Annotated in this window: 16 protein-coding genes; 13 read left to right on the plus strand and 3 right to left on the minus strand. The window is 34.8% G+C overall.

The features are described 5' to 3' along the window. Positions 1 to 304 precede the first annotated feature (304 nt). The 8 genes from LXH21_RS07275 to LXH21_RS07310 all read left to right on the plus strand — a co-directional run bounded on the left by LXH21_RS07275 (position 305) and on the right by LXH21_RS07310 (position 15558). On the plus strand, positions 305 to 2554 hold the full coding sequence (locus LXH21_RS07275) for a GH92 family glycosyl hydrolase (RefSeq protein ID WP_239863946.1): 2250 nt from the start codon (positions 305 to 307) through the stop codon (positions 2552 to 2554). Then, complete coding sequence (locus LXH21_RS07280) at positions 2554 to 4431, plus strand: sodium:solute symporter family protein (protein WP_239863947.1); 1878 nt, start codon at positions 2554 to 2556, stop codon at positions 4429 to 4431. Before LXH21_RS07275 ends, LXH21_RS07280 begins: the two co-directional genes overlap by 1 nt. 183 nt (positions 4432 to 4614) lie before the next feature. After that, positions 4615 to 5772, plus strand: a complete 1158-nt coding sequence (locus LXH21_RS07285) for a glycoside hydrolase family 18 protein (RefSeq protein WP_239863949.1) — start codon at positions 4615 to 4617, stop codon at positions 5770 to 5772. A gap of 894 nt (positions 5773 to 6666) precedes the next feature. Further along, positions 6667 to 9774 carry a SusC/RagA family TonB-linked outer membrane protein gene (locus tag LXH21_RS07290; RefSeq protein ID WP_239863959.1) on the plus strand — a complete coding sequence of 1036 codons (3108 nt, stop codon included), beginning with the start codon at positions 6667 to 6669 and terminating at the stop codon, positions 9772 to 9774. Between the two features lie 11 nt (positions 9775 to 9785). After that, positions 9786 to 11276 (plus strand): SusD/RagB family nutrient-binding outer membrane lipoprotein, encoded by a 1491-nt coding sequence (locus LXH21_RS07295; RefSeq protein ID WP_239863968.1) that lies wholly within the window; start codon positions 9786 to 9788, stop codon positions 11274 to 11276. A 148-nt stretch (positions 11277 to 11424) separates the two neighbouring features. Further along, entirely contained in the window at positions 11425 to 13707 is a 2283-nt protein-coding gene (locus LXH21_RS07300; RefSeq protein WP_239863982.1) for a GH92 family glycosyl hydrolase, read from the plus strand. A gap of 88 nt (positions 13708 to 13795) precedes the next feature. Further along, positions 13796 to 14791: an isoaspartyl peptidase/L-asparaginase family protein gene (locus LXH21_RS07305; protein WP_239863991.1), complete on the plus strand. Its 996-nt coding sequence runs from the start codon at positions 13796 to 13798 to the stop codon at positions 14789 to 14791. An 89-nt stretch (positions 14792 to 14880) separates the two neighbouring features. Further along, positions 14881 to 15558 carry a copper homeostasis protein CutC gene (locus LXH21_RS07310; RefSeq protein WP_239863998.1) on the plus strand — a complete coding sequence of 226 codons (678 nt, stop codon included), beginning with the start codon at positions 14881 to 14883 and terminating at the stop codon, positions 15556 to 15558. Between the two features lie 144 nt (positions 15559 to 15702). Here LXH21_RS07310 and LXH21_RS07315 read toward each other — a convergent pair whose 3' ends face one another. From LXH21_RS07315 to LXH21_RS07325, 3 genes are all read right to left on the minus strand, one after another. After that, positions 15703 to 16974 (minus strand): sensor histidine kinase, encoded by a 1272-nt coding sequence (locus LXH21_RS07315; RefSeq protein ID WP_239864000.1) that lies wholly within the window; start codon positions 16972 to 16974, stop codon positions 15703 to 15705. After that, positions 16974 to 17651 carry a response regulator transcription factor gene (locus LXH21_RS07320; protein ID WP_239864009.1) on the minus strand — a complete coding sequence of 226 codons (678 nt, stop codon included), beginning with the start codon at positions 17649 to 17651 and terminating at the stop codon, positions 16974 to 16976. The genes LXH21_RS07315 and LXH21_RS07320 overlap by 1 nt, the downstream gene beginning before the upstream one ends. Before the next feature lie 194 nt (positions 17652 to 17845). After that, positions 17846 to 18844 carry a GntR family transcriptional regulator gene (locus tag LXH21_RS07325; RefSeq protein WP_239864017.1) on the minus strand — a complete coding sequence of 333 codons (999 nt, stop codon included), beginning with the start codon at positions 18842 to 18844 and terminating at the stop codon, positions 17846 to 17848. Between the two features lie 100 nt (positions 18845 to 18944). Here LXH21_RS07325 and LXH21_RS07330 point away from each other — a divergent pair, with 100 nt between their 5' ends. The 5 genes from LXH21_RS07330 (at position 18945) to LXH21_RS07350 (ending at position 24987) form a co-directional block, all read left to right on the plus strand. Then, positions 18945 to 19997 (plus strand): aldose epimerase family protein, encoded by a 1053-nt coding sequence (locus tag LXH21_RS07330; RefSeq protein WP_239864020.1) that lies wholly within the window; start codon positions 18945 to 18947, stop codon positions 19995 to 19997. Between the two features lie 13 nt (positions 19998 to 20010). Then, entirely contained in the window at positions 20011 to 21180 is a 1170-nt protein-coding gene (gene galK / locus LXH21_RS07335) for a galactokinase (protein ID WP_239865753.1), read from the plus strand. Positions 21181 to 21182: 2 nt separating this feature from the next. Further along, positions 21183 to 22238, plus strand: a complete 1056-nt coding sequence (gene galT / locus LXH21_RS07340) for a galactose-1-phosphate uridylyltransferase (RefSeq protein WP_239864022.1) — start codon at positions 21183 to 21185, stop codon at positions 22236 to 22238. Then, positions 22235 to 23251, plus strand: a complete 1017-nt coding sequence (galE, locus tag LXH21_RS07345) for a UDP-glucose 4-epimerase GalE (protein WP_239864025.1) — start codon at positions 22235 to 22237, stop codon at positions 23249 to 23251. Before galT ends, galE begins: the two co-directional genes overlap by 4 nt. An 83-nt stretch (positions 23252 to 23334) precedes the next feature. Then, entirely contained in the window at positions 23335 to 24987 is a 1653-nt protein-coding gene (locus LXH21_RS07350; protein WP_239864027.1) for a sodium/sugar symporter, read from the plus strand. Positions 24988 to 25301 lie beyond the last annotated feature (314 nt).

Raw genomic sequence — 25301 nt, forward strand, 5'->3', positions numbered from 1 at the left:
AAGTAACTGAAGTCAACCTGCTAAAATTCAAATCAACGAAAAGGGTTATGGTACTGACAGGAATAATAAATACGATTTAAGAATGAATTCTTCCAATCTGCTATTAAGTGTAAAATAGACGCTATAAATACTTCAAATTATAACCCTACAGTAAAAACTTCGACTTCTGCAAATTTGGGTGATTCAAATAGAGAATTTTACTTCTTTTTTGATGTTTAGCATCGTTTAGATGTTATCCGTCTAAAATTATTTTCAGAGTCGAATAATTAATGAAAATTTAAAGTAAAATTAAGATATTTAACAAATGAAGAGCAAGATTTTACTTATTTTAGTGTCGGTTGTTATTTCTAGTTGTAAAGATAATTCAGCAACAAAAGAGCTTCAAGAAAACGTATCTACTTATGTAGATCCCTTTATAGGAACAGGTGGTCACGGTCACACTTACCCTGGTGCAACGGTACCTTTTGGTATGGTGCAAGTGAGTCCCGATAACGGAAAATCTGATTGGGATTGGTGTTCGGGTTACCATTATTCAGATAATATAATTGTCGGTTTTAGTAATCTACATTTAAGTGGTACAGGTATCGGTGACCTAGCTGATATCTTACTTATGCCAATTAATAAAAAGGTAGATTTGACCAAAGAAACTACCAATAGAGATGAATTACCTTTTAAGTCCTTTTATTCTCATGCTAATGAACATGCTAGCCCTGGTTACTACCAAGTATTTTTACAAGATCCCAAAATCAATGTAGAGCTTACAGCTACACAACGTACAGCATACCAGAAGTATACTTTTGCCAACGGTGATGAGCAAGCAGTGGTTATTGACCTAGGATATGCTATTAATTGGGACAAAGCTTTGGAAACAAGTATAAATGTCGAAGATAAAAATACCATTACAGGATATCGTTACAGTACTGGATGGGCGAAAAATCAAAAAGTATTTTTTGTTGCGAAATTTTCTAAACCATTAAAAAACCATTTACTTACAGCCAACAGTAAAATTATTAAAGGGACTAAGAGCGAGGGAGAAAAAACATCGGCTCAATTGTTTTTTGAGACTCAAAGTAGTACTGAATTACTAGTCAAGGTCGCAGTTTCATCTGTAAGCATCAAAAACGCAAAAGAAAATTTAGATGCAGAAACTTTTAGTGAAGCAAAAATTGCTGCAGAAAATGTTTGGAATACATCTCTGTCTAAAATAAAAGTTGAATCATCTGTAGATTCGCTAAAAACCATTTTCTACACTGCAATGTATCATGCCCAAATTGCGCCCGTGACGTATAGTGACAAAAATGGTGAGTATCGTTTGGAGAACGATAGTATTATTATTGCAAAAGATTTTACTGCTTATTCCACTTTATCACTTTGGGATACTTTTAGAGCAGAGAATCCATTATTAACATTAATAGCTCCTGATAAAGTATCGGATATTATCAATTCGATGTTATCCTATTATGATACCAAAAAAATACTACCTGTTTGGACACTCTATGCCAATGAAACAAATACTATGACAGGTTATCATTCAATTCCTGTAATCGTGGATGCTTATCAAAAAGGGATAACTGGTTTTGATGCTGATAAAGCTTACGAAGCTGTGAAAACTACCATGATGCAGAACCAACGTGGTCTTGATTTGTACAAGCAATATGGTTTTATACCCTATGATTTACTTGATGAATCTGTAACTATTACATTAGAGTATGCATACGATGATTGGTGTGTTGCACAAATGGCTAAGTCCATGGGTAAAGAAGCAGATTATAAGTACTTTTTAGAAAGATCGAAAGCGTATCATCATTTAATGGATCCTCAAACAGGCTTTATGAGAGGTAAATCCAAAGATGGTATATCTTGGAACGAACCTTTTGATCCTAAACATTCTAACCACAGAGAACAGACAGATTATACAGAGGGAAATGCATGGCAACATAGCTGGTTTGTGCCGCAAGATGTCCCTGACTTTATTTCGCTGCACGGAAGCAATGAAATTTTTGCTAGCCGATTGGAAAAATTATTTACAGAAAGTTCAGAAATCACAGGAAGCAATGTATCTGCAGATATATCTGGTTTAATAGGGCAGTATGCACATGGTAACGAACCAAGTCATCATATTTCTTATTTATTTAATAGTGCAGGACAACCATGGAGAACGCAATATTGGGCCCATCATATTATGGAAACACAATACAACACTACTCCCAACGGCTTGAGCGGTAATGAAGATTGTGGCCAAATGTCGGCTTGGTATATTTTTAGTTCTATTGGTATCTATCCTATGAATCCAGCTTCTGGAAATTATGAGATTGGAAGTCCGATTTTCGAAAAATCAACTATAACATTAACGGGCGGTAAAACTTTTGTAATTGAAGCAGAAAATGTATCGAGCACCAATTTTTATATTCAATCTGCCACTTTAAATGGTGATGCATTTAATCAAACAACTTTATCGCACAAACAAATACTTGATGGTGGAGTATTGCATTTTAAGATGGGGTCAAAACCAAATAAAGCATGGGGAGTAGCAATAACTAATAATAAAAAATAATGGATATAATCGATTTAAGTATAATTGTAATTTACGTCCTTATAACTATTGGTATAGGTATCTGGATTTCTAGAAAATCTTCAAACGGTCTTGACGACTATTTTCTCGGAGGACGATCAATCAAGTGGTATTATTTAGGTTTGAGTAATGGATCAGGAATGTTTGATGTTTCGGGTACCGCATGGATGGTTGGAATCTTGTTTTTGTATGGTGTAAAAAGTTTTATGTTAATGTGGCTATGGCCAATATGGAACCAGATTTTTGTAATGATGTTCTTAGCGGTTTGGATAAGAAGGTCTAATATAATGACAGGTTCTGAATGGATACTGACCCGATTTGGTAACGATAAAGCAGGTAAAGCTTCGCATATTATTGTCGCTGTATTTGCAATAATTTCGACAATTGGTTTCATAGCCTACTTTTTTGAAGGTATAGGAAAGTTTCTTACCGTAATTCTACCATGGGATATGGCAGTAATTTTTAACGGAACGGAATTTTTAAGTTCCGAACACTCCTATGCTCTAATAATTATCATCTTGACCACATTATACACCATTAAGGGTGGAATGTTCTCGGTCGTAGCGACTGAAGTATTGCAATATGGAATTATGGTTCTGTCGGGATTACTAGTGGCTGGCTATACGTTGATACATTATAGTGACCTACAGGTTAATGCAGTTATAACTGAAGAATGGAAAAATGTCTTTTTTGATATGGAATTAGGTAGTCATTGGTCAAATAAATACCAAGCTTTTGATAACTTGATCAATACTGAAGGATATAAAATGTTTGGAGCACTAATAGGAATGTCATTATTCAAAGGTTTTTTTGCCAGCATTGCTGGTCCGACACCTAGTTATGATCTACAACGAATTTTATCTACAAAGTCAGTAAAGGAAGCCGCTTATATGAGCGGATTTACCAACCTAATTTTATTTATTCCAAGGTATTTATTGATTGGTGGTATTGTTGTTATTGCTCTAATGACACTAGCACCGCAAATGATAAATAATCCTGCGCTAAGTGGGAGTGATTTAGAAATACTATTGCCAACTGTTATCAATTTTCATGTCCCAGTTGGTATTAAAGGATTATTACTTGCAGGTTTATTGGCCGCTTTTATGTCTACTTTTTCGGCATTTGTGAATGCTGGACCTGCTTATATTGTTAATGATATTTATAAAAAATATTTTAAGCCTACTGCGACAAGTGAGCATTATATTAAAGTAAGTCATGTTGCTTCATTTGTTATTGTTGGACTAGGTGTTTTTATGGGCTTCTTTGCAGACTCTATCAATTCGCTGACATTGTGGATAACTAGTGCTTTATTTGGTGGTTATGTAGCAGCCAATTTTTTAAAATGGGTTTGGTGGCGATTTAATGGTTGGGGATATTTTTGGGGAATGTTTGCTGGACTTGTTGTAGCTTCACTGCAGTTTGTTTTAGGACAGAGCAAAGGACAATTTACTGATGGAACGTTACTTTATGAATTATCTGAGCTAAAAGATATTTATATGTTTCCTATAATCTTTAGCTTTTCTACTTTAGGTTGTTTGTTGGGGACTTTTCTAACAAGACCTACGGACATAGAAGTTTTAAAATCCTTTTATAAAAATGTAAAGCCATGGGGTTGGTGGAAACCTGTGTACAAAGAACTTCAGATCGAGGATACATCTTTCGAAAAAAATAAAGAATTTTTGCTCGATATGATCAATTGTGCGATAGGGATTGTATGGCAGTCGAGCATGATAGTGCTACCCATATTTTTATTAATAAGAGACTATCCGAAAATGGTAGTATCGCTTGTTGTATTTTTAATAACTTCGGCTATTTTAAAATATACATGGCTGGATAAAGTTCGAAAAATCGAAGATTAATAGTAAGATATTAAAATAAATAGATAAGTTGATGAATAAAATTATTTCTTAAAATTGCATTTTTGTGGCAGGATATTAGTTGCAGATTGCGAACTTTAAATCATCACTTTTACAACATAGCACAACTGCATTAAATTAGTACGAACAGCAATTGATGAAGAAACCTATTTTAAAGAAACTATTATGAAAAATATTTTTAAATCATATAAATCATATATTAAGTTGAGTTTTCTATTTCTGATAATGACCAACTTTTATGGCTGTTCATCATTAGATAAAAATCAAAAGTCAAAAGGTGGCGATTTAAAAATAATAGGTTATGTGGCAGGATATGAAGAATTTGATGTCGCAAAAGTAGATTCAAAAAAGTTGACGCATATTAATTATGCATTTGCAAATATTGTAGATGGAGGTGTTCAATTTGAGCTAGCTACAGATAGTTTAAAGATTCTAAACTTGATGAAGCTAAAAAAGTATAATTCTAATTTGAAGATATTATTTTCAATTGGTGGCTGGGTGTGGTCTGATCAATTTTCGGATATCGCTGCTTATCCCGAGTCGAGAGAAAAATTTGCCGTAAGTGCCGTTGAGTTGATGAATTCTTATGATTTTGATGGCATTGACATTGACTGGGAGTATCCAGGACAACTAGGGGAAGATAATATCTTTAGAGCTGACGACAAAGAGAATTTCACATTACTGCTAGCAGAAATACGCAAGCAATTGAACAAGCAGGATATAAACTATAAAACGCATCATTTGCTTACTATCGCAACGGGTGCCGATCAAAAGTACATAACACATACTGACCTAAACAAAGCGCATCAATATCTGGATTTTATAAATGTTATGTGCTATGATTTTTATAGTGGTCCAAATTATCAAACGGGACATCATGCTAACTTGTATACTTCAGATGATGAAAGCTTTAAAGGAAATAGTGGCTTTGACGCCATTAATAGAATGTTAGATATAGGAATACCTGCAAATAAGTTGATTCTTGGTTTACCTTTTTATGGTAGAAAATGGGTTCAAGTTACACCAAATAATAATGGACTGTACCAACCATCAAAAGCTGCAAATGATATTATTCCTTACTGGAAAATAGAAGAAGAGTTACAGTCTGGAAAGTACTTAAAACTGTATGATGATAAGGCTAAAGCTTCGTATTTGTGGAATGCAGAGGATCATATATTTATCTCATATGATACAACTCAAGAAATAGAATTAAAATCAGATTTTATTAAGAGCAAGGGACTTGGTGGTGCAATGTTTTGGGAATACAGCCTAGATAATAATCAAAAGCTACTTAATGCCCTTTTTGATGCTGTTAGAAATTAATTAATCGAATTGTAGAAAGTACAAGTGATTAGTTCTAATGTATGAGCAGTTTGATCTAGTTTTCTAATTACTGACTACTTAGTAGCGATTAAATATCCATTATAATATTTCAATAAATAGAGTTCAATTAAATATTTCTCTTCAAATGCAGTTTCTATTGTGAAGATTACAAGTATGGGTTTTATTACTATATTAAACTGATTAATTAAAAACGATAACTGATTTTAGTTAACTTTTTATATTACAATATTTAACTTTTACTATTTTTTAGTATATAAATCTTTTTGTCTAGAATCAATACTTAATTTACAGCATAATATATTCCGATTATTCTCCATCGAAGGTCCTTTGCTTCGATTCTTGATTTATTAAAAGTAGATTATTTATACACAAAAAGGTAAAATTCTTTAGAGAATTATACTGCTATACTAAAACGCATTGAATATAACTATATGTATTTAGCTTTTGATTATTTCCTGTTGATGAATTATCATTAAATCTGCTTAATAATGGTAATTCTGTAATTCAAGACATCGTATTTTTTATTCTAGTATCACCGCAGTTAAATGTATCTTTTATAAATGTATCGCTAATACTACTTAAAGAGTATTGCATGACTTACATAAGAGCTAATTTGAAAGACGCTTCGATATAGTTTATAAAGCGGAATAATTGATAGATTAATATCACAAAATAGCAAAATTTTAAATTTTTATTTTGATAATTTTTTATTAAAAGTCTAAATTTTATTTACTGAAGTCGTTGCACAAGCTACTAATAACTATTGCACTTTGTTGTTGGTCGAAATAATGTATCGGTATCGAAATTAATCTATAAGTTTAACTTACTATTAACCAAGTATTACAACTTTAAAATTAATCTAAAATTTACATTATGATTAAACAATTAGCAAAAGTTCTGCTTATTTTTTGCATTCTGGGTTTCCAGAATATAAAAGCACAAGCAACAGTATCAGGGACAATTAAAGATGGTGTAACCGGTATGACTTTACCAGGTGCAACTATTCTTGTGAAAGGAACCAAGATCGGTGCATCGACCGATATGGATGGTAAATACAACATACAGGTGCAAAGTGATAATGCGGTTTTACAATTTTCATTTATGGGATATGAATCTAGTGAAATTGCAGTTAAAGGAAAATCGGTAATCAATATTTCCTTAAATCAAAGTGCAGAATCATTGACAGAGGTAGTCGTTACTGCACTGGGAATAAAGAGAGATGCAAAATCGCTAGGTTATTCGATTACAGAAGTTAAAGGTGATGCTGTTTCACAAGTAAAACAGACAAATGCTATTAATGGATTACAAGGTAAAATTGCCGGTGTTAATATCACGGGGAATTCTACAGGAGCTGCAGGTTCAAGTAGAGTTATCATTCGTGGAAATACTTCCTTAACAGGGAATAATCAGCCATTATATATTATTGATGGTATGCCAATGGGTAATGATACCAATGGTTCTGCAGGAACATATGGTGGTAGCGATGGTGGAGACGGTATTTCTAGTATCAATCCAGATGAAATTGCATCTATTAGTGTATTAAAAGGTGGTGCTGCCGCTGCTCTTTATGGCTCTAGAGCTGCAAATGGTGTAATTATGATTACAACCAAATCAGGGAAAAATCAAAAAGGTTTTGGTGTTGAATTTAGTTCTTCACTTTTATTTGATAAGGTGAATTCATCAATGCAAGATTTTCAAACTGAGTATGGACAAGGAACTCTAGGGGTTGCACCTACAACACAAGCGATGGCTTTTGATAATCCTAATTCGTCATGGGGTGCAAAGTTAGACGGCTCAGACGTTGTAAACTGGGATGGTGTAGTTAGGCCATACTCTTATGTAGGAAACAATTTAGATAAGTTTTACGATACTGCAGCAACTTACATAAATACAATTTCGATTTCAAATTCTAATGAGAAATCTAATTATAGATTCTCAATATCTGATTTGTCTAATGCTGACATTGTGCCAAATTCGGGTCTTAATAGAAAGACGTTCTCCTTAAATTTAGGATCTGTTTTAGCAGATAAATTAACATTGAGCACAAACATTAAGTATATAAGAGAGAATACTCAAAACAGACCAAGACTATCAGATTCTCCAGGAAATGCTAATTATTCTGTGGCAGTCTTACCTGCAAATATAGATGTTACAACTATGGACCCAGGTGCAAATGAAGATGGGTCTGAAAGAGCTACATCTACCAATATCTACGCAACAAACCCGTATTGGGCTGCTTACAATTTTAAGAACGAAGATCAAAAGAATAGAATTATAGGATCGGCTTCATTAAAATATGATATCCTTGACTGGTTGTATGTTTCAGCAAGATCGGGTATCGATGAATATTCTATAAACACCACATTTATTGCACCATGGGGTACAGCGTACCAATTACTCGGAAGTATGTATGAGCAAGAAACAAAGTATTCTCAAATTGATTCTGACATCATGATAGGAGTGAATAGAAAAATTTCAAATAACTTCTCTACAAATTCACTTATTGGAGCATCAAATAATACTCAGGTAAGAGAAACATTGACATTAAGCGGCTCCAACTTTATAGTACCAGATTTGCAAACTGTCAAAAACACAGAAAATCAGAGCACAGGATATCAGTATAGCAAACAAAAAATGAGTTCAATCTATGGTTCATTCGAATTTGACTATAAACAATTTATTTATTTGACCTTCACAGCAAGAAATGATTGGTTTTCTACTTTGTCTGCGGCAAATAAAACAACTCCTAATAATGATTTGTATACATCAATTAACACAAGTATTATACTTAATGAGGCTTTTAAATTACCAGAGTGGATTGACTTTGCAAAATTGAGAGCAGGATATTCCGAACTAGCAGGAGGAGCTCCAGATCCTTATTCCCTTAGTTTATCCTACGGTATTGTAGGGCAAGGACATTTAGGGCAATCGTTGAGTGGAATTTCAAATGGAACGATTCCTAATGCTAATCTTGTACCTTATAACGTTGATGAGGTTGAATTTGGACTAGATACAAGATTATTTGGAGGTAAATTATCACTTGATTTAGCTTACTATGCCAAAAAGACGACCAAAGATATTGTGTCAGTGAGTGCTTCACAAGCATCAGGTTATTCAAGCTCTATCGCAAATTTAGGGGAAATCACAAATAAAGGTTTCGAAATGCTTATTTCTGGAGATTTAGTTCGAACACAAAATTTCAGATGGACTCCAAGTTTCAACTTCGCGTATAACATCGGGAAAGTAGTAGCGACAAATGCTACCAATTCAGATATTAATTTGGGTCAAGCTCGTACTCAAAATGTACAAATTAGCCATATTGTTGGTCAACCTTATGGTGTTATCTACGGTACCTCTTATGCTAGAACTGCTGATGGGGAGATCATTTATGAGATTGATTCTGATGGTGTTCCTAGAGCAAAAGACGGCGGGAACAAACAATTAGGTCAGGGAGTTCCTCCTTATTCTATGGGTTTAACAAATTCGTTTAGCTATAAAAACTTTAGTGCTTCATTCCTTATTGATGCAAAATTTGGTGGACAAATTTATTCTGGGACTAATGCCGGAGCTGTAGGGCGAGGTCAGCATAAGGTAACTTTGGAAGGTCGTGAAGATGGATTGGTTGTCAATGGTATTGACGATGCTACTGGTTTACCGTTTACTGCTACAGTTGCACCTCAAAATTTAGCAACCTACTGGGGACGAATTTCAGGTATTGCAGAAGAGTTTGTAGAAGATGCAGACTATATTAAATTCAGACAAATAAGTATTGGTTATGATATTCCGATAAAGGCTTTAAATAAAACCTTTTTGACAAGTGCAAACGTATCATTAATAGGTAGAAACTTATTCTATATCAACAGATCTGTAGATAATATTGATCCAGAATCGGCTTATAGCAATGGTAATGCTCAGGGTCTTGAATATTATGGATTGCCATCTACAAGAAGTTATGGAGTAAGTTTAAATGTTAAATTTTAGAAGATATAGTTATGAAAAAAGTAATTTTTAAAATAATGCTATTATTACTAGTCTTGACGTCATGTGATAATGGTTACGAAGAATTGAATGTTGATCCAACAAAATCTTCTCAAATAGATGCAAAAAGTAAGTTTACAGCGGCGCAACTCAGGATGTCTGGTGAACGCTACGAAGCCTGGAGAGCAAACTTGATTTATCAATCTACAATGATGCAGCATATTGCAACAACTGCTAGTTACTGGTCGGGTGATAAGTATTTTTGGAACAAGGATTATGCTTCATCTTTGTGGGATCGTTATTACACGGGGCCGATAAAAGCAATTGAAGATATTTTGGTACAATTAGAAGAGGAAGAGCAACCTACAGAAATGATTGCTATTGCAAGAATTCAGAGAGTTGTAATGTTTCAAAGATTGACAGATGTGTATGGAGATATTCCTTATAGTGAAGCAGGTAAAGGATATTTGGATGGAAATCTTACACCTAAATATGATTTACAAAGTGATATATATGCTGATTTATTAAAAGAATTAGAAGAGTCAGCAGCTGTATTGAGTACTGGAACATCAGAATGGGGAGATGCTGATTTACTTTTTAAAGGTGATCAAGCCAAATGGAAAAGATATGCAAATTCGATGATGTTGCGACTTGCTTTGCGAATGATAAAAGTAGATGCGGCGGCATCACAAGCTTGGGCTACCAAAGCTATTGAGGGGGGAGTTATGACTTCAAACAGCGATATTGCTTATATTCAACATTCAGCTGGCCCAGAAGGAATTAATAAAAATGGAAATGGAGAAGCGTTTTCGGCAGATAGTAATCCCAGATTAAGTAAAACATTCGTTGATTTTTTAAGCGATGATCCAAGATTGCCTATTCTCGGAGCTAGAAGAAGTGATAAAAGTACTGTAGTAGCTAATTTAAAAGGATTGCCTAATGGGCTAGATTCAGATTTACTTAAAGCCGCAACAGGAGAACTTAATACAGATGCTTATGCAGAGCCAAATCGCGCCATCATTACAGGAGAAGATGCACCAATGTTTTTTCAGACCTATGCAGAAGTTGAATTTATGTTAGCAGAATCTGCTTTTAGATGGGGTTTAGCAGGCGGAAATGTAGAAGCACATTACAATGCAGGAGTTACTGCAGCTATGAAATATCTTTCGATCTATGGAACTGCAGCTACCATTTCTGATGCACAGATTCAATTGTATTTAACAACGAAGCCTTTTGTTGCCGCAAATGCGTTGCAAATGATTGGGAACCAATATTGGGCTGCGACTTTTCTTAATGAATATGAGACATTTGCAAATTGGAGAAGAACTGGTTTCCCTGCTTTAGTTCCGGTAAATTATCCAGGTAATGAGACGAATGGTACTATTCCTAGAAGATTAACATACGCAACAAGTGAACAAGTTGTGAATCCGATAAATTATGCTGCAGCTATTGCTGCTCAAGGTCCAGATATTCTTACCACAAGAGTGTGGTGGGATAAGTTATAAGTTAGTTTGGTTTGTTTTTTTATTTTTCTTAAAAAGGGAGTGGTTTTACCCTCCCTTTTTTACTATGTTTAATCTAAAAGTAGAATTAACAGGAGAATAAATAGATGCAGATTTTAGTCTATCAAATTTTTTAAAAAAAAATAAAAAGATGAAAAGGATATTAGTTATAGTTGCATTGTTAGTTTTGATTTTCGAATCAAATTCTCAAACAATTGCAGATCCGGTGCGGTATGTGAATCCTCTAATGGGGACACAATCAGCGCACAATCTATCAAATGGTAATACCTATCCTGCCATTGCGAGACCTTGGGGGATGAATTTTTGGACACCTCAAACCGGGAAGATGGGAGACGGCTGGATATACACCTATACCGCAGAAAAAATTAGGGGGTTTAAACAAACACACCAACCATCACCGTGGATGAATGATTATGGTCAGTTTTCAATTATGCCAATTACGGGAAAGTTAACTTTTACAGAAGATGAAAGAGCCAGCTGGTTCAGTCACAAATCAGAAACCGTTACACCTTACTACTATAGTGTTTATCTTGCCGATTATGATATAGTTACGGAAATGACAACAACGGAGCGTGCAGCTCATTTTCAGTTTACCTTTCCAGAGAATGATCAATCTTCAATAGTGGTAGATGCATTCGATAAAGGTTCCTATATTAAAATTATTCCAGAGCAACAAAAAGTAATTGGTTATACTACTCGTAATAGTGGAGGTGTACCATCTAATTTTAAAAACTATTTTGTCATTGTTTTCGATAAAAAATTTGAAAGCAATCATACCTGGAAAGATTCTATTTTACAGCCAAGTAAATTGGAATTAAAAGACAATCACGTTGGAGCAGTTATAAGTTTTAAAACTAAAAAAGGGGAGAAAATCAGTGCGAGAATTGCATCGTCATTTATCAGTTTTGATCAGGCCGAATTGAATTTGAAAGTCGAATTGGGTGATACTACTTTTGAAGCATCAGTCGAAGCTTCAAAACAAGATTGGAACAGTGTTTTGGGTAAAATAGCAGTTGAAGGAGGCAGTGACGAACAACTTAAGACGTTCTATTCCTGTTTGTACCGTACCGTTTGTTTTCCGCAGAAGCAGTATGAAATTGATGCGAATGGAAGCACCATTCATTATAGTCCATACAACGGAAAAGTAGTATCTGGGTACATGTATGCCGGAACGGGTTTTTGGGATACGTTCCGCGCTTTATATCCTTTACTAAATCTGGTATATCCTTCGATCAACAAAGAAATGCAGGAAGGCTTAATAAATGATTATAAAGAAGGCGGTTTTCTGCCCGAGTGGTCAAGTCCTGGATTTAGAAATGTTATGGTAGGTAATAATTCTGCATCGGTGGTTTCAGATGCGTACATAAAAGGACTTCGTGGGTATGATATTGAGACTCTTTATGATGCATTATTAAATGGTGCTAATAACGAAGGACCAATGGATGCAGTAGGTAGAAAAGGAGTATCCTATTACAATAGCTTAGGTTATGTTCCTTATGATGTAAAAATTAATGAAAACGCAGCTCGAACGTTGGAATATGCCTATGATGATTTTGCAATCTGGAAGTTGGCCAAAAAACTAGATCGTCCTAAGAAAGAAATTAAGATTTTTGAAAAGAGGATGATGAATTACAAAAATGTTTTTAATCCATCTTTTGGATTAATGAGTGGTCGAAATAAAGACGGAAGCTTCCCCGCTGATTTTAACCCTTTTAAATGGGGTGATGCATTTACAGAGGGTAACAGCTGGCATTACAGTTGGAGTGTTTTTCACGATATTAATGGGCTTATTGATCTAATGGGTGGAGAAGATAAGTTTACAGAGAAATTAGATGCTGTATTTAGCCTGCCGCCTGTTTTTGATGAGAGTTATTATGGTTCTGTAATTCATGAAATTCGAGAGATGCAAATAATGAATATGGGGCAATATGCACACGGAAATCAACCAATTCAGCATATGATTTACTTATACAATTACGCGGGTCAACCTTGGAAAACTCAATATTGGGCAAGAGAGGTGATGAACCGTCTTTACAAACCAGAGGCTGATGGTTATTGTGGAGATGAGGACAATGGGCAAACATCGGCATGGTATGTCTTCTCATCGATGGGATTCTATCCTGTTTGTCCTGCGACAGATGAATATGTATTAGGGGCGCCTTTATTCAAAAAAGTTACCTTACATTTAGAAAACGGCAAGCAATTAATTATTAATGCTCCGCATAATTCAGTTGAAAATAAATATGTAGAAGAGTTGAAATGGAATAATGAAGTTTTTAGTAAGAACTATATCAACCATTTTGATATTCAAAAGGGAGCAATCTTAGACTTTAAAATGGTCGAAAAACCCAATGAAGAACGAGGTAATTCTAGTGCTGCTTACCCGTATTCATATTCAGCTCAAAAGAATTAAGAAGTAGAAATTAAGTTCGATCAAAACAGTAATAGAACGTAGATTTCAACTATTTATTAAAAATAATATAGAGTTTAAAAGAGATAAAATGAGTAATCGTAGGAATTTTTTAAGAACGGCTGCAGTGGCTTCAGTTGCAGTAGCATTAAATTCTTTTGGAGTAAAACCAGAAGAGAAGAAACCAGAAGCAGTAAAAAAAGGTAAAAAACCGATAGTACTGTCTACTTGGAGATTTGGTTTAAAAGCCAATGAAGCGGCATGGGAAGTTTTAAATGCCAATGGGCGTGCACTAGATGCTGTTGAGGCTGGTGTAAAAGTACCTGAAGGAGATCCAAAAGAAAGAAGCGTTGGCTATGGCGGACGACCGGATAGAGACGGGCGTGTAACTCTTGACTCTTGCATAATGGATGAACAGTCTAATATTGGTGCTGTCGCTTGTTTAGAATACATTAAACACCCAATCATGGTAGCTCGTGCTGTGATGGAAAAAACGCCTCATGTAATGCTAGTGGGAGATGGTGCCTTGCAGTTTGCTTTGTCGCAAGGTTTCAAGAAAGAGAATTTATTACTGGAAGAATCTAAAAAAGATTGGCAAAATTGGCTTAAAACTAGTCAATATAAACCCATCGCTAATATTGAAAATCATGATACAATTGGTATGATCGCTTTGGATGCTCATGGTAATCTATCGGGTGCATGCACCACAAGCGGAATGGCGTATAAAATGCATGGACGTGTAGGTGATTCTCCAATTATTGGTGCAGGTTTGTATGTTGATAACGAAATCGGCGCAGCTACCGCAACGGGTCACGGAGAAGAAGTAATAAGGATTTCGGGTTGTCACTTAGTAGTCGAATTAATGCGTCAAGGAAAAACACCACAGCAAGCTTGTGAAGAGGCCGTTGAGCGGATTGTGAAACTGACAAAAAACAGAAATAAAATTTTAAAAGACATACAGGTTGGTTTTATTGCTTTGAATAAGCAAGGGGAATATGGATCTTACTGTGTTCAAGGAGGATTTAATTACGCTGTATATGATGGTACAGGTAACCAGTTAATTGACGCTGATTATTTCATGAAATAGATGAGGTTGATTAGGTGAGATTTATTTAGATTTTCAGTCTCTGCCATTCAGATAATGCTACTTTTTAAAAATAAATTAGAAACTATTTCATGAATAAATTTCAATTGGAAATTGCTTGCTTTAATTTAGAATCAGCACGTACCGCACAAGCGTATGGAGCGGATCGAGTTGAGTTATGTGCTAATATGAAAGCTGGCGGAACAACTCCTGAGTACGATATCGTGGAGGAGGCTAGAAAGCAGCTTTCGATTAGATTGAACGTTATGATTCGTCCCCGAGGGGGAGATTTCGTTTATAGTTCTGAGGAGTTTGAAGAGATGAAAAAATCCATTACTAAGTTTAAAAGGCTAGATGTTGACGGTTTTGTGTTCGGAATTTTAGATAAAAATAACCGTATCAATACATTTCAAAATGCAGCGTTAGTAAAACTCGCACATCCTTTGCCGTGTACTTTTCATAAGGCTTTTGATATTGTAGACGACATCGACCAAGCTTTGAATGATATTATAAACTGCGGATTTACAACTTTGCTTACAGCAGGACAGGGGAGTGATGTAATCGAAGGGCTTGATGTGATAACTGAATTAGTAAAAAAGGCAAATGATAAGATTGTAATCATGCCAGGAGGCGGTTTAAGATCGTCAAACATAAAATTGGTACATACACATACAAGTACCTCCTTTTATCACTCTTCGGCCATTGTAGATAATACCGAAGATGCGGCTGGTAACGAAATCATAAAATTACAGAATTACCTACAATCCTAAATTTTGCTTTGCATTTCAGCTGATGTAACAGGTTGATTTTTAGATTAAGACAAGCTCGTTAGTCTACATCATATCTGGCTAGCTCTTTACATATCGACTTGAACTAGTTGTTTTGATAATTAAGAAGATGTGAAGATAGATTTGTCAAAGCTTTCTTAACTGAGACAAGACAAAGTGGTGTTGGTTATTGGTGTAGAAATATGAAATTTTGATTGAATTGGCCTCGGCGATTTCTTTGACTATTGCTAAGCCTAGTCCGATCGAATTGCTGTTCGAAGATTTCTTTTCAAACCGCTCAAAAATTAGCGATTCATGTAGGGGGTGTAAATCCCCTGTATTGCTAATGGTAATAGCATCACTAGTTGACCAAATAGAAATCTCTCCACCTACAATATTGTGGCGTATAGCATTTTGAATCAAATTGTTCAGAAGAATAAAAGCCAGTTCTGAATTGATTAGAAAGCTAAGATTTTCATGTATATTAGATTCGAATAGTAACTGTTTATCTATAACAAAGTCTTCATTAACCGACACTATTTTTTCAATTAGCGGTCGTACCGCTACAACTTCCCTTTTATCAAACTGTTGGTTTTCGATTTTTGAAAGTAAGAGTAAAGATTTGTTAATTCGACTCAAACGATTACTAGCCTCTTCTATCGAAATTAAGGTCTCCATCGTTTGCTTATTTAACGTATTTTCTTGGAGTAATAAATCAATCTTTCCTTTTATGATAGCTAGAGGAGTTTGGAATTCATGAGAAGCGTTTTCAGAAAATCTTTTTTGATTTTTGTAATCGCTTATCATCTTTGATGTCATGAGGTTTATAGAATTGTTTAGCTCGTTAAACTCCTCAATATCATTCGATTCTAATACTTCATGATTAGGGTTACTTACATTGAAATTTTTGATATAATGAAGGGTTTCAGTAAATGGTTTCCAAATAGATTGGGAAATTTTAATATTGATGAAGGTGTTAACTAGAAGAAGTAAAATTAAGAATGATGAAAATACTACAAATACAACTTCTAATAGTTCTTCGTTCTCAATCGTGCTTTTAAGTACTTTAATCTCATAATGCTGCCCATTGATTTCAGAGTTAACGATGATCATTTTATGTGCAATCAGTTCGTCATTAATCTCAGAGTAGATCAGTGTATCTTTAATTATTTGCGGTCTTGTTTGGATATTTTTTATCTTCTTTACGTAAACCTCATTATTGACATCAAAAACGTTTAAGAGTAAATTGTTTTCTTTTTGAATGTGCTTCTCGATTACTTTGACTCTCATTAAAAGAATCGATTCATTGCTTTCTCCTATTTCGTGCAAAAGGAAAAAATAGATAAACACAGACGAAATCAGTAGTATCGGAATTGTGCTAAGAATATAGTAGCGATTCGTTTTTGATAGTAGTTTCATTATTCTGTTTTAAAGGTATATCCTATTCCGTATACCGATTGAATGTAGTCAGTGCAATTGACGGCCAGCATCTTTTTTCGAAGGTTTTTTACATGACTGTATATTAAGTCATAATTATCAAACTGGTCTGCATTATCTCCCCATAAATGTTCAATAAGGGCATTTTTTTGTAACACTCTATTTTTATTGGCTATGAAGTAGATTAATAAGTTATACTCCTTGGTTGTTAAATTGATAGTAGTGTCACCAATAGTAACTCGTCTTTCCTCTGTATTAATTGTTATTTCGTTAAGGGAGATGAGATCTATACCGCCAAAATGATTCCGCCTAATAAGTGCTTTTATCCTCGCATTAAGTTCTGGCATATAAAAAGGTTTGGGTAAGTAATCATCTGCACCAAGGTTCAAAGCATCAATTTTGTCATCAAAGGAGTTTTTAGCAGATACAATGATGATTCCTGTCTTGGGAGAAGTTGTTTTGATATATTTTATCAAGTCCAAACCGTCGCCTTTAGGCAATGTGATATCTAGCAATATACAGTCGTACTCGTACATATGAATTTTTTCAAAAGCGTTATCAAAGTCAGATGCGATTTCGACAATGTTTTTCTCAAGCTCAAAATAATGCTGAATCATATTTTGAACTTCTATTTCATCTTCTACAACTAAGATTTTCATATTTTAATTTTAAATAGACAGGTTTAGCTTCTAGTTTTCTACCAGTTAATTGTATGTCATTTCAAAAATACTGAATTTATTGCGATTCAGTTTGTGTTTTTCTTTTACTTATTGGTGCTAAGCACGCAAGCAACGTGTGGATAATTATTTTTGATGCAAGGGGTATAGCAAGTTCAATTCTCATAGTGATCATTTTACAAAGAATTGCGGACGATGAGTGCACATTTATTTTCAATTTGTTCCTCTTTATTTTTCAGAATCATTTGAGCTAGTAATTTGCCCATAGCCTCAAAATTAGTTGAAATGGTGGTGATTCCGTTTTCGACTACTTTTTTCAAAGGAGTGTCGTTGTAGGATATGATTCCGTAATCTACGCCCAGTTGCAACTTCTGAATTTTTGCAGTTTCAATAACGTGCACTAAATCTCTATCATTGGGGATTATGTAAGCCTCGGATGCAATGATAGCTCGATTTGATAATTTTGTAATTACTTCGTATGCCATTTGATGATCATTGCAGAACTTTTCAAAACCTTCTCTCATTCCTAATGGTTCCCTGAAGCCAGGGAAAATCATAATTAATTTCTTGTATTTCTTTAATTGACTCTTACCCTTTAGTAATGAGTCATAAATATCTTTTCGGTGATTTTGGTAAACAGCAGGATATGATTTAAGATCAGGGTTGGTCTGGTCTAAAATATAAACTTCATTAACTGGTAGGGTTTTTATAATTTCTGGAGCTTCTGATAAATTTGTTGGCATGATGATATAAGTTGTATAATTTCCGTTTGCATCATCGATTAGCTTTTTAAAAACTTGGGCATTAAAATGATGAAAAAAAATATCAACCTGAACTCCTTTACCGATGTGTTTAAGGAATGAATTGTAAATGTCTTCTTTAAAGATATTTAGTTCATCAAACAGCAGGAACACCTTTTGTTTAATGGTTATTTCTGTGCTCTTGACGTAATAGCCTTTGCCTGGTATGGCGTAGATGATTCCTCTTTTTTTTAATTCGTCATATGCCTGTAAGACAGTGTCTCTAGATAAAGTGAACTCCAAACAAACCTTATTTATCGATGGTAACTTTTCATTTTTTTTTAAACCGCCTTCTTCAATTGTCTTTTCGATTGATTGAATAATTTGCTTGTATTTTGGAATTCCAAGATTATTCTGAATTAAAATAGTTTTCATAATGCTCAAGTTTTCGGCAATATACAAAAACTGGTAGGTACTGGTGTGTAATTGTATACTTTTCTTTTACTTTTGAATTTCAGTATTTAATAAAAAAAGAATGGAAACAAAACACATATCACATTTTATATCAAATAATTCAACAGAATTCTTTGGTTTGCTGCCTGACGGGGATGTTGTACAGAGTTGTAAGTTGCAAAATAAAAATGGTATAGAATTGCAAGTGATCACTTTTGGAGCAGCTCTAGCGTCGCTAAAAATACCATTAGAAAAGGGAGGAAATGCGGATGTTGTTTTGGGTTTTGATACACTGGCCGATTACCTAAGTTCTTTTGATTTAGATGGGGCACCTTATTTTGGCGCAACTGTAGGTAGGTATGCTGGTAGAATTGCTAAAGGTGTTTTTACCTTAAACGAAAAAAAAATACAGTTGGCAAAAAACAATGGAGAGAATGCACTGCATGGAGGTTTACAAGGCTTTAGCCAAAAAGTATGGGAAATCATAGCTACGACGCAAGGTGATAACCCATCTGTTACTTTGAAATTGTTAAGTCCGGATAATGACGAAAACTTTCCAGGTGCCTTAACAGTAGAAGTGAAGTACACATTATCTGAAGAAAATGAATTAATTATTGAATACAAAGCAACAACTACTGAAGATACCATAATTAACCTTACACATCACAGTTATTTTAATCTTGACGGTCACAAATCGTCAACTACTGATCAAGAATTGGTGATAAACTCACGCAGGATGCTAGAGACAAGAGCCGACAATATTCCGACAGGTTCTATTACAGATGTAAAAGGAGGCTTGTTTGATTTTAATATGCCTAAAAAGTGTCCTACTAGTATAGATAATACTTTCGTTCTAGAACAAAATGAAGAATTTGCAGCGTGCCTATCTAGCAACAAAAACAATTTAAAAATGACTGTTTATACAGATCAGCCTGCAGTTCATATTTATGTTGGAGGTAATTGTGGAGATAATTTAAAGGGTAAAGACAACGTCAACTATCATGCGTTAAGCGGAATATGCTTTGAGACCCAAAATTTTCCTGATGCTCCAAATCATAAAAACTTTCCAACCCCTATCTTGAAAAAGGAAGCTATTTACCAACATAAAACAATTTACAAATTTCAATCTATTTAAGTCGAAAATGATGATGAATGACATTTTAATAAATAAAACAACGAGCTATTTTACAGACACTTTCGGAACAGAACCAAGTAAAGTAATACTGTCTCCAGGAAGAATTAATATTATAGGTGAGCACATTGATTACAATGATGGTTATGTATTACCAGCTGCAATTGATAAAATTATCTGCTTTGCTTTCGAAAAAAATAACTCTAATAAATCGAGAATAATTGCTATCGATCTCGATGATGAGTTTGAAATAGATCTTTCAGCTGAGGTTGAACACGATGATAAAGTTTGGACAAATTATATTAGAGGTGTAATACATCAATTAAAAAGTAAAGGATTTGAATTAGAAGGTGTAAATTGTGTCTTTAGTAGCGATATTCCAGTAGGTTCTGGTTTGTCATCGTCTGCAGCATTAGAATGTGGCTTTTTATTCGGAATGAACGAGATATTTAATTTGAATATTAAGCCGATCGACATTGCATTATTAGGCCAAAAAGCAGAACATTGGGTTGGTATTAATTGTGGTATCATGGACCAGTTCTCTAGTGTAGTGGGGAAAAAGGATAAAGTAATTAAAATTGATTGTAGGACATTAGAGTATACTTATCATGATGCTAATTTTAGTAACTATTCTTTGATTTTATTTGATTCGAATGTCAAGCATTCCTTAATGACGTCGGCTTATAACGAAAGAAGGCAACAATGTGATGAAGGAATTGCGATAGTGAAACAACATAATCCTGAAATACAAAGTTTTAGAGACTGCAACGAAGAAACGATTATAAGTCTCAAAGATAAAATGAGCCATGACGTCTACAGACGTTCACTTTTTGTAGTAAAGGAAATCAATCGTGTTATTCAAGCTTGTGATGCTTTGGATAACGGAAATATTGAAGCCTTGGGTGCTTTGATGTTTGCGACACACGAGGGATTATCACAAAATTACGAAGTGAGTTGTGCTGAGTTGGATGAACTAGTTGATTTGGCTCAGAAAGAAGAATCAGTAATTGGATCCAGATTAATGGGTGGCGGTTTTGGAGGCTGCACAATCAATCTAGTAAAGAAAGGTTTTGAAGAAGAAGTGAAAAGCAAATTTACTAAATCGTATTTTGACACCTTTGGAATCGAATTAAAAATTTACGATGTTACGATAGGAAACGGAACATCTGTACATCAATATAGATAGTTATGAAAAAGTTTGATATAAACGAAGATCCGCATAGACGATATAATCCTTTAATTAATGAATGGGTTTTGGTTTCACCACATCGCGCCAAACGACCATGGCAAGGACAAAAGGAAACGGTATCAACGACAGTGCTTCCTGAGTACGATCCCAATTGCTATCTGTGTGCAGGAAATGTGCGTGCCAATGGCGAAGTAAATCCTGATTATGAAAATAGTTATGTTTTTGAAAATGATTTTGCAGCATTAAAGCAAGAACCAATCGATTTTGAAAAACCTAATGAAAATAGTTTTTTTAATGCCCAGCCAGAAAGAGGTATTTCTCGTGTGGTTTGTTTTTCGCCAAAGCATAATTTGACTTTGCCAGAAATGCAGACAGAAGGCATTGTAGATATTATTCACACTTGGCAAAAAGAATTTACCACTTTAGGAAGTGTTGATTATATCAATTATGTTCAAATTTTCGAAAATAAAGGAAGCGTTATGGGATGTAGTAATCCGCATCCGCACGGACAAATTTGGGCACAGTCCTCTTTACCAACCGAGGTAGCGAAGACACAAGAGAACTTGAAAGCTTACTTTGATACGCACGGTACCAATTTATTGCATGATTACCTGCAAGAAGAATTAAAAGTAAAGGAGCGTATTGTTGTTGAGAATGACCATTTTGCTGCATTGGTCCCTTTTTGGGCTGTTTGGCCTTTTGAAACCATGATAATCAGTAAACGTCACATCACCAAAATCACTGACTTCACTGATGAAGAAGTAGCTGCATTTGCTACAGTTCTGAAGCAATTGACGATTAAATATGATAATTTGTTTGAGACCTCTTTTCCCTATTCATCAGGAATACACCAAGCTCCAACAGACGGAGAAGAGCATCCAGAATGGCAATTTCACATGCATTTTTACCCTCCATTGTTGCGATCTGCTACTGTGAAAAAGTTCATGGTTGGTTATGAAATGATGGGAGAGTCGCAAAGAGATATTACAGCAGAAAAAAGTGCTCAAATGTTACGAGATCTATCCGATGTTCATTATAAAACAAGTAGCTTATGAAAGTAGTAGTAACAGGTGGTCTCGGGTTTATAGGTTCGCATACTGTAGTGGAGTTACAAAATGAAGGTTTTGAAGTTGTCATTATAGATAATTTATCTAATTCTACAGCAGAAGTCTTGGACGGAATAGTTGCCATTACAGGTGTAAAACCTATTTTTGAAAAATTAGATTTAAGAGAGAAATCTGCAGTTCAAGATTTTTTTAAAAGGCATAATGACGTACATGGAGTTATTCATTTTGCTGCCTCAAAGGCCGTAGGAGAAAGTGTAGGCAATCCTTTGTCGTATTATGAAAATAACCTTAATACACTTATCTACGTACTTCAAGAGCTAGAAAAGAAAGAGGTGGCTAACTTTATTTTTAGCTCTTCTTGCACTGTTTACGGTCAAGCCGAAACAATGCCAATAAATGAAAATTCAGCTGTACAAGAGGCGATGTCTCCTTATGGAAATACAAAACAAATTGGAGAAGAAATCATTACAGATATCTCAAAAGTAAGTGCTATCAATGCGATATTGTTACGCTACTTCAATCCGATAGGGGCTCATCATTCGATAAATATTGGAGAATTACCAACAGGTGTACCACAGAATTTAGTGCCTTTTATTACACAAACTGCAATTGGACTAAGACAGGAATTGATGGTCTACGGGGACGATTATCCTACGCCAGATGGTACATGTATACGAGATTACATTCACGTTGTTGATCTAGCAAAAGCACATGTAATAGCTTTACAAAGATTGATAAATAAAAATAATGTAGAAAAGGTAGAAGTTTTTAATTTAGGTACAGGAGTAGGAAGCTCAGTATTAGAAGTAATTCACGCATTTGAAAAAATGAGTGGGAAAAAGTTGCCCTATAAAATTGTAGCTAGCAGAGAAGGAGACATCACTTCTGCTTATGCTAATACTGACAAGGCCAACACAATTCTAGGTTGGAAAGCAGCATTAAATTTAGAGGAAGCGATTGATAGTGCGTGGAAATGGGAACAGAAAGTTAGAGCGTTATAAATTGTTTTACGAACTTTTTGTTGGTTAGCATTTTCATTTTCGAAAATAAAGAAGAATTTTATAAAAAGATAAATAATAGAAGTATGACAACAGAATTTGGATTAATAGACTATATCGTATTTGCTGCCTATGCAGTACTTATTTTAGGTGTTGGATTATGGGTTTCTCGTGAAAAGGACGGGCAACAAAAAAATGCAGAGGATTATTTCCTCGCAAGTAAGTCATTGCCATGGTGGGCTATTGGTTCTTCATTGATTGCGGCCAATATTTCGGCTGAACAATTTATAGGGATGTCTGGATCTGGTTTTGCACTAGGATTGGCAATTGCTTCCTATGAGTGGATGGCTGCATTTACCTTGATAATTGTAGGTAAATATTTTTTACCAATTTTTATAGAAAAAGGTATCTATACGATTCCTGAATTTGTAGAAAAGCGCTTTTCGACAAACTTGAAGACAATTTTAGCAATTTTTTGGATTGCTTTATATGTTTTTGTGAATTTAACAACTGTACTCTATTTGGGAGGACTGGCTATCGAGACCATTCTAGGGGTTGATATGATGTATGCCATAATAGGTTTGGCACTTTTTTCAGCCGCCTATTCTTTATACGGTGGACTTTCAGCTGTAGCATGGACAGATGTTATTCAGGTTGTATTTCTTGTACTAGGAGGATTGGTAACTACTTATTTGGCATTGAATACTGTATCGGATGGTGCAGGAATGTGGGAAGGATTGAAAACTGTTTATGATGCTGCGCCAGACCGTTTTGTTATGATACTAGACGAATCAAATCCTGAGTACATGAACTTACCAGGAATTGGAGTTTTAATTGGTGGTCTTTGGGTGGCCAATATTTATTACTGGGGTTTTAACCAATATATCATACAAAGAACGCTAGCTGCTAAATCTTTAAAAGAAGCACAGAAAGGAATCATACTGGCTGCGTTTTTAAAATTGTTGATTCCATTTATTGTTGTTATACCTGGAATTGCCGCTTACGTTATGGTAAATGACCCTGAAATTATGGCTAGATTGGGAGCATCAGCAATGGAAAACTTGCCAGGTTTAGGAACTGCTGACAGAGCTTATCCATGGTTGTTACATTTCTTGCCTGCAGGTATGAAAGGTTTAGCCTTTGCTGCATTGGCGGCTGCCATCGTATCTTCATTGGCATCGATGTTGAATTCAACTTCAACGATTTTTACAATGGATATCTACAAACAATATATTAACCCAACTGCAAATGATAAAGCGACTGTAAATGCCGGACGTCTTTCGGGTGCTGCTGCATTGCTTATTGCTGTAATTATGGCGCCACTTTTAGGAGGAATAGATCAAGCATTCCAATTTATACAAGAATATACAGGTATTGTCAGTCCAGGTATATTGGGAGTGTTTTTATTAGGGTTATTTTGGAAGAAAACGACAAACAAAGCTGCTATTTGGGGAGCCTTAGTTTCTATTCCTATCGCTTTATTCTTTAAAATTGGACCAAAAGGTTGGATTGAAGGAGACATGTTCCCAACATTACCATGGATGGATCAAATGGGGTACACTACTGTATTAACCATGATTGTGATCGCAGTATTGAGTCTTATGCAAAACAAAGGAAAAGATGATCAAAAGGGAATTACATTAACAAACGATTTCTTTAAAACTTCGCCACTTTTTAATATCTGCTCTTTTGCGATAATGATTATTTTGGTAGTGGTGTACGCGATTTTCTGGAAATAATAAAGATTGAAAAAATGAAATATTTGATTTATTGCTAAAAATCATAAGTATTGGCGTAGGGCGTAAAAGAATCTAACTATCGGACTAAAACTATAGAAGTAACTAGATTTTAAATTAGAATATTTTAAAATAAAACGATGAACTTGCTCTAACACTCTCTAATAGCTGAGACTGTAAATGGTAGGTTCATCGTTTTTATCTTAGGACTCCAAATGCTTTGAATGAGAAGTCACAAAATTTAAGAGGAGATAGAAAGAAGAAACTCTACTGATTCAGATTAAATAGTTCAGTAGATAGTAAAATTTTTTAAATGG

The sequence above is a fragment of the Flavobacterium algicola genome (assembly GCF_022399565.1).
GTDB lineage: Bacteria > Bacteroidota > Bacteroidia > Flavobacteriales > Flavobacteriaceae > Flavobacterium > Flavobacterium algicola.

Coding starts and splice junctions, on each gene's coding strand:
- LXH21_RS07310 (WP_239863998.1), top strand. CDS start 14,881: ATGAATAAATTTCAATTGGAAATTGCTTGCTTTAATTTAGAATCAGCA.
- galT (WP_239864022.1), top strand. CDS start 21,183: ATGAAAAAGTTTGATATAAACGAAGATCCGCATAGACGATATAATCCT.
- LXH21_RS07320 (WP_239864009.1), bottom strand. CDS start 17,651: ATGAAAATCTTAGTTGTAGAAGATGAAATAGAAGTTCAAAATATGATT.
- galE (WP_239864025.1), top strand. CDS start 22,235: ATGAAAGTAGTAGTAACAGGTGGTCTCGGGTTTATAGGTTCGCATACT.
- LXH21_RS07325 (WP_239864017.1), bottom strand. CDS start 18,844: ATGAAAACTATTTTAATTCAGAATAATCTTGGAATTCCAAAATACAAG.
- galK (WP_239865753.1), top strand. CDS start 20,011: ATGAATGACATTTTAATAAATAAAACAACGAGCTATTTTACAGACACT.
- LXH21_RS07300 (WP_239863982.1), top strand. CDS start 11,425: ATGAAAAGGATATTAGTTATAGTTGCATTGTTAGTTTTGATTTTCGAA.
- LXH21_RS07275 (WP_239863946.1), top strand. CDS start 305: ATGAAGAGCAAGATTTTACTTATTTTAGTGTCGGTTGTTATTTCTAGT.
- LXH21_RS07295 (WP_239863968.1), top strand. CDS start 9,786: ATGAAAAAAGTAATTTTTAAAATAATGCTATTATTACTAGTCTTGACG.
- LXH21_RS07285 (WP_239863949.1), top strand. CDS start 4,615: ATGAAAAATATTTTTAAATCATATAAATCATATATTAAGTTGAGTTTT.
- LXH21_RS07280 (WP_239863947.1), top strand. CDS start 2,554: ATGGATATAATCGATTTAAGTATAATTGTAATTTACGTCCTTATAACT.
- LXH21_RS07350 (WP_239864027.1), top strand. CDS start 23,335: ATGACAACAGAATTTGGATTAATAGACTATATCGTATTTGCTGCCTAT.
- LXH21_RS07305 (WP_239863991.1), top strand. CDS start 13,796: ATGAGTAATCGTAGGAATTTTTTAAGAACGGCTGCAGTGGCTTCAGTT.
- LXH21_RS07315 (WP_239864000.1), bottom strand. CDS start 16,974: ATGAAACTACTATCAAAAACGAATCGCTACTATATTCTTAGCACAATT.
- LXH21_RS07330 (WP_239864020.1), top strand. CDS start 18,945: ATGGAAACAAAACACATATCACATTTTATATCAAATAATTCAACAGAA.
- LXH21_RS07290 (WP_239863959.1), top strand. CDS start 6,667: ATGATTAAACAATTAGCAAAAGTTCTGCTTATTTTTTGCATTCTGGGT.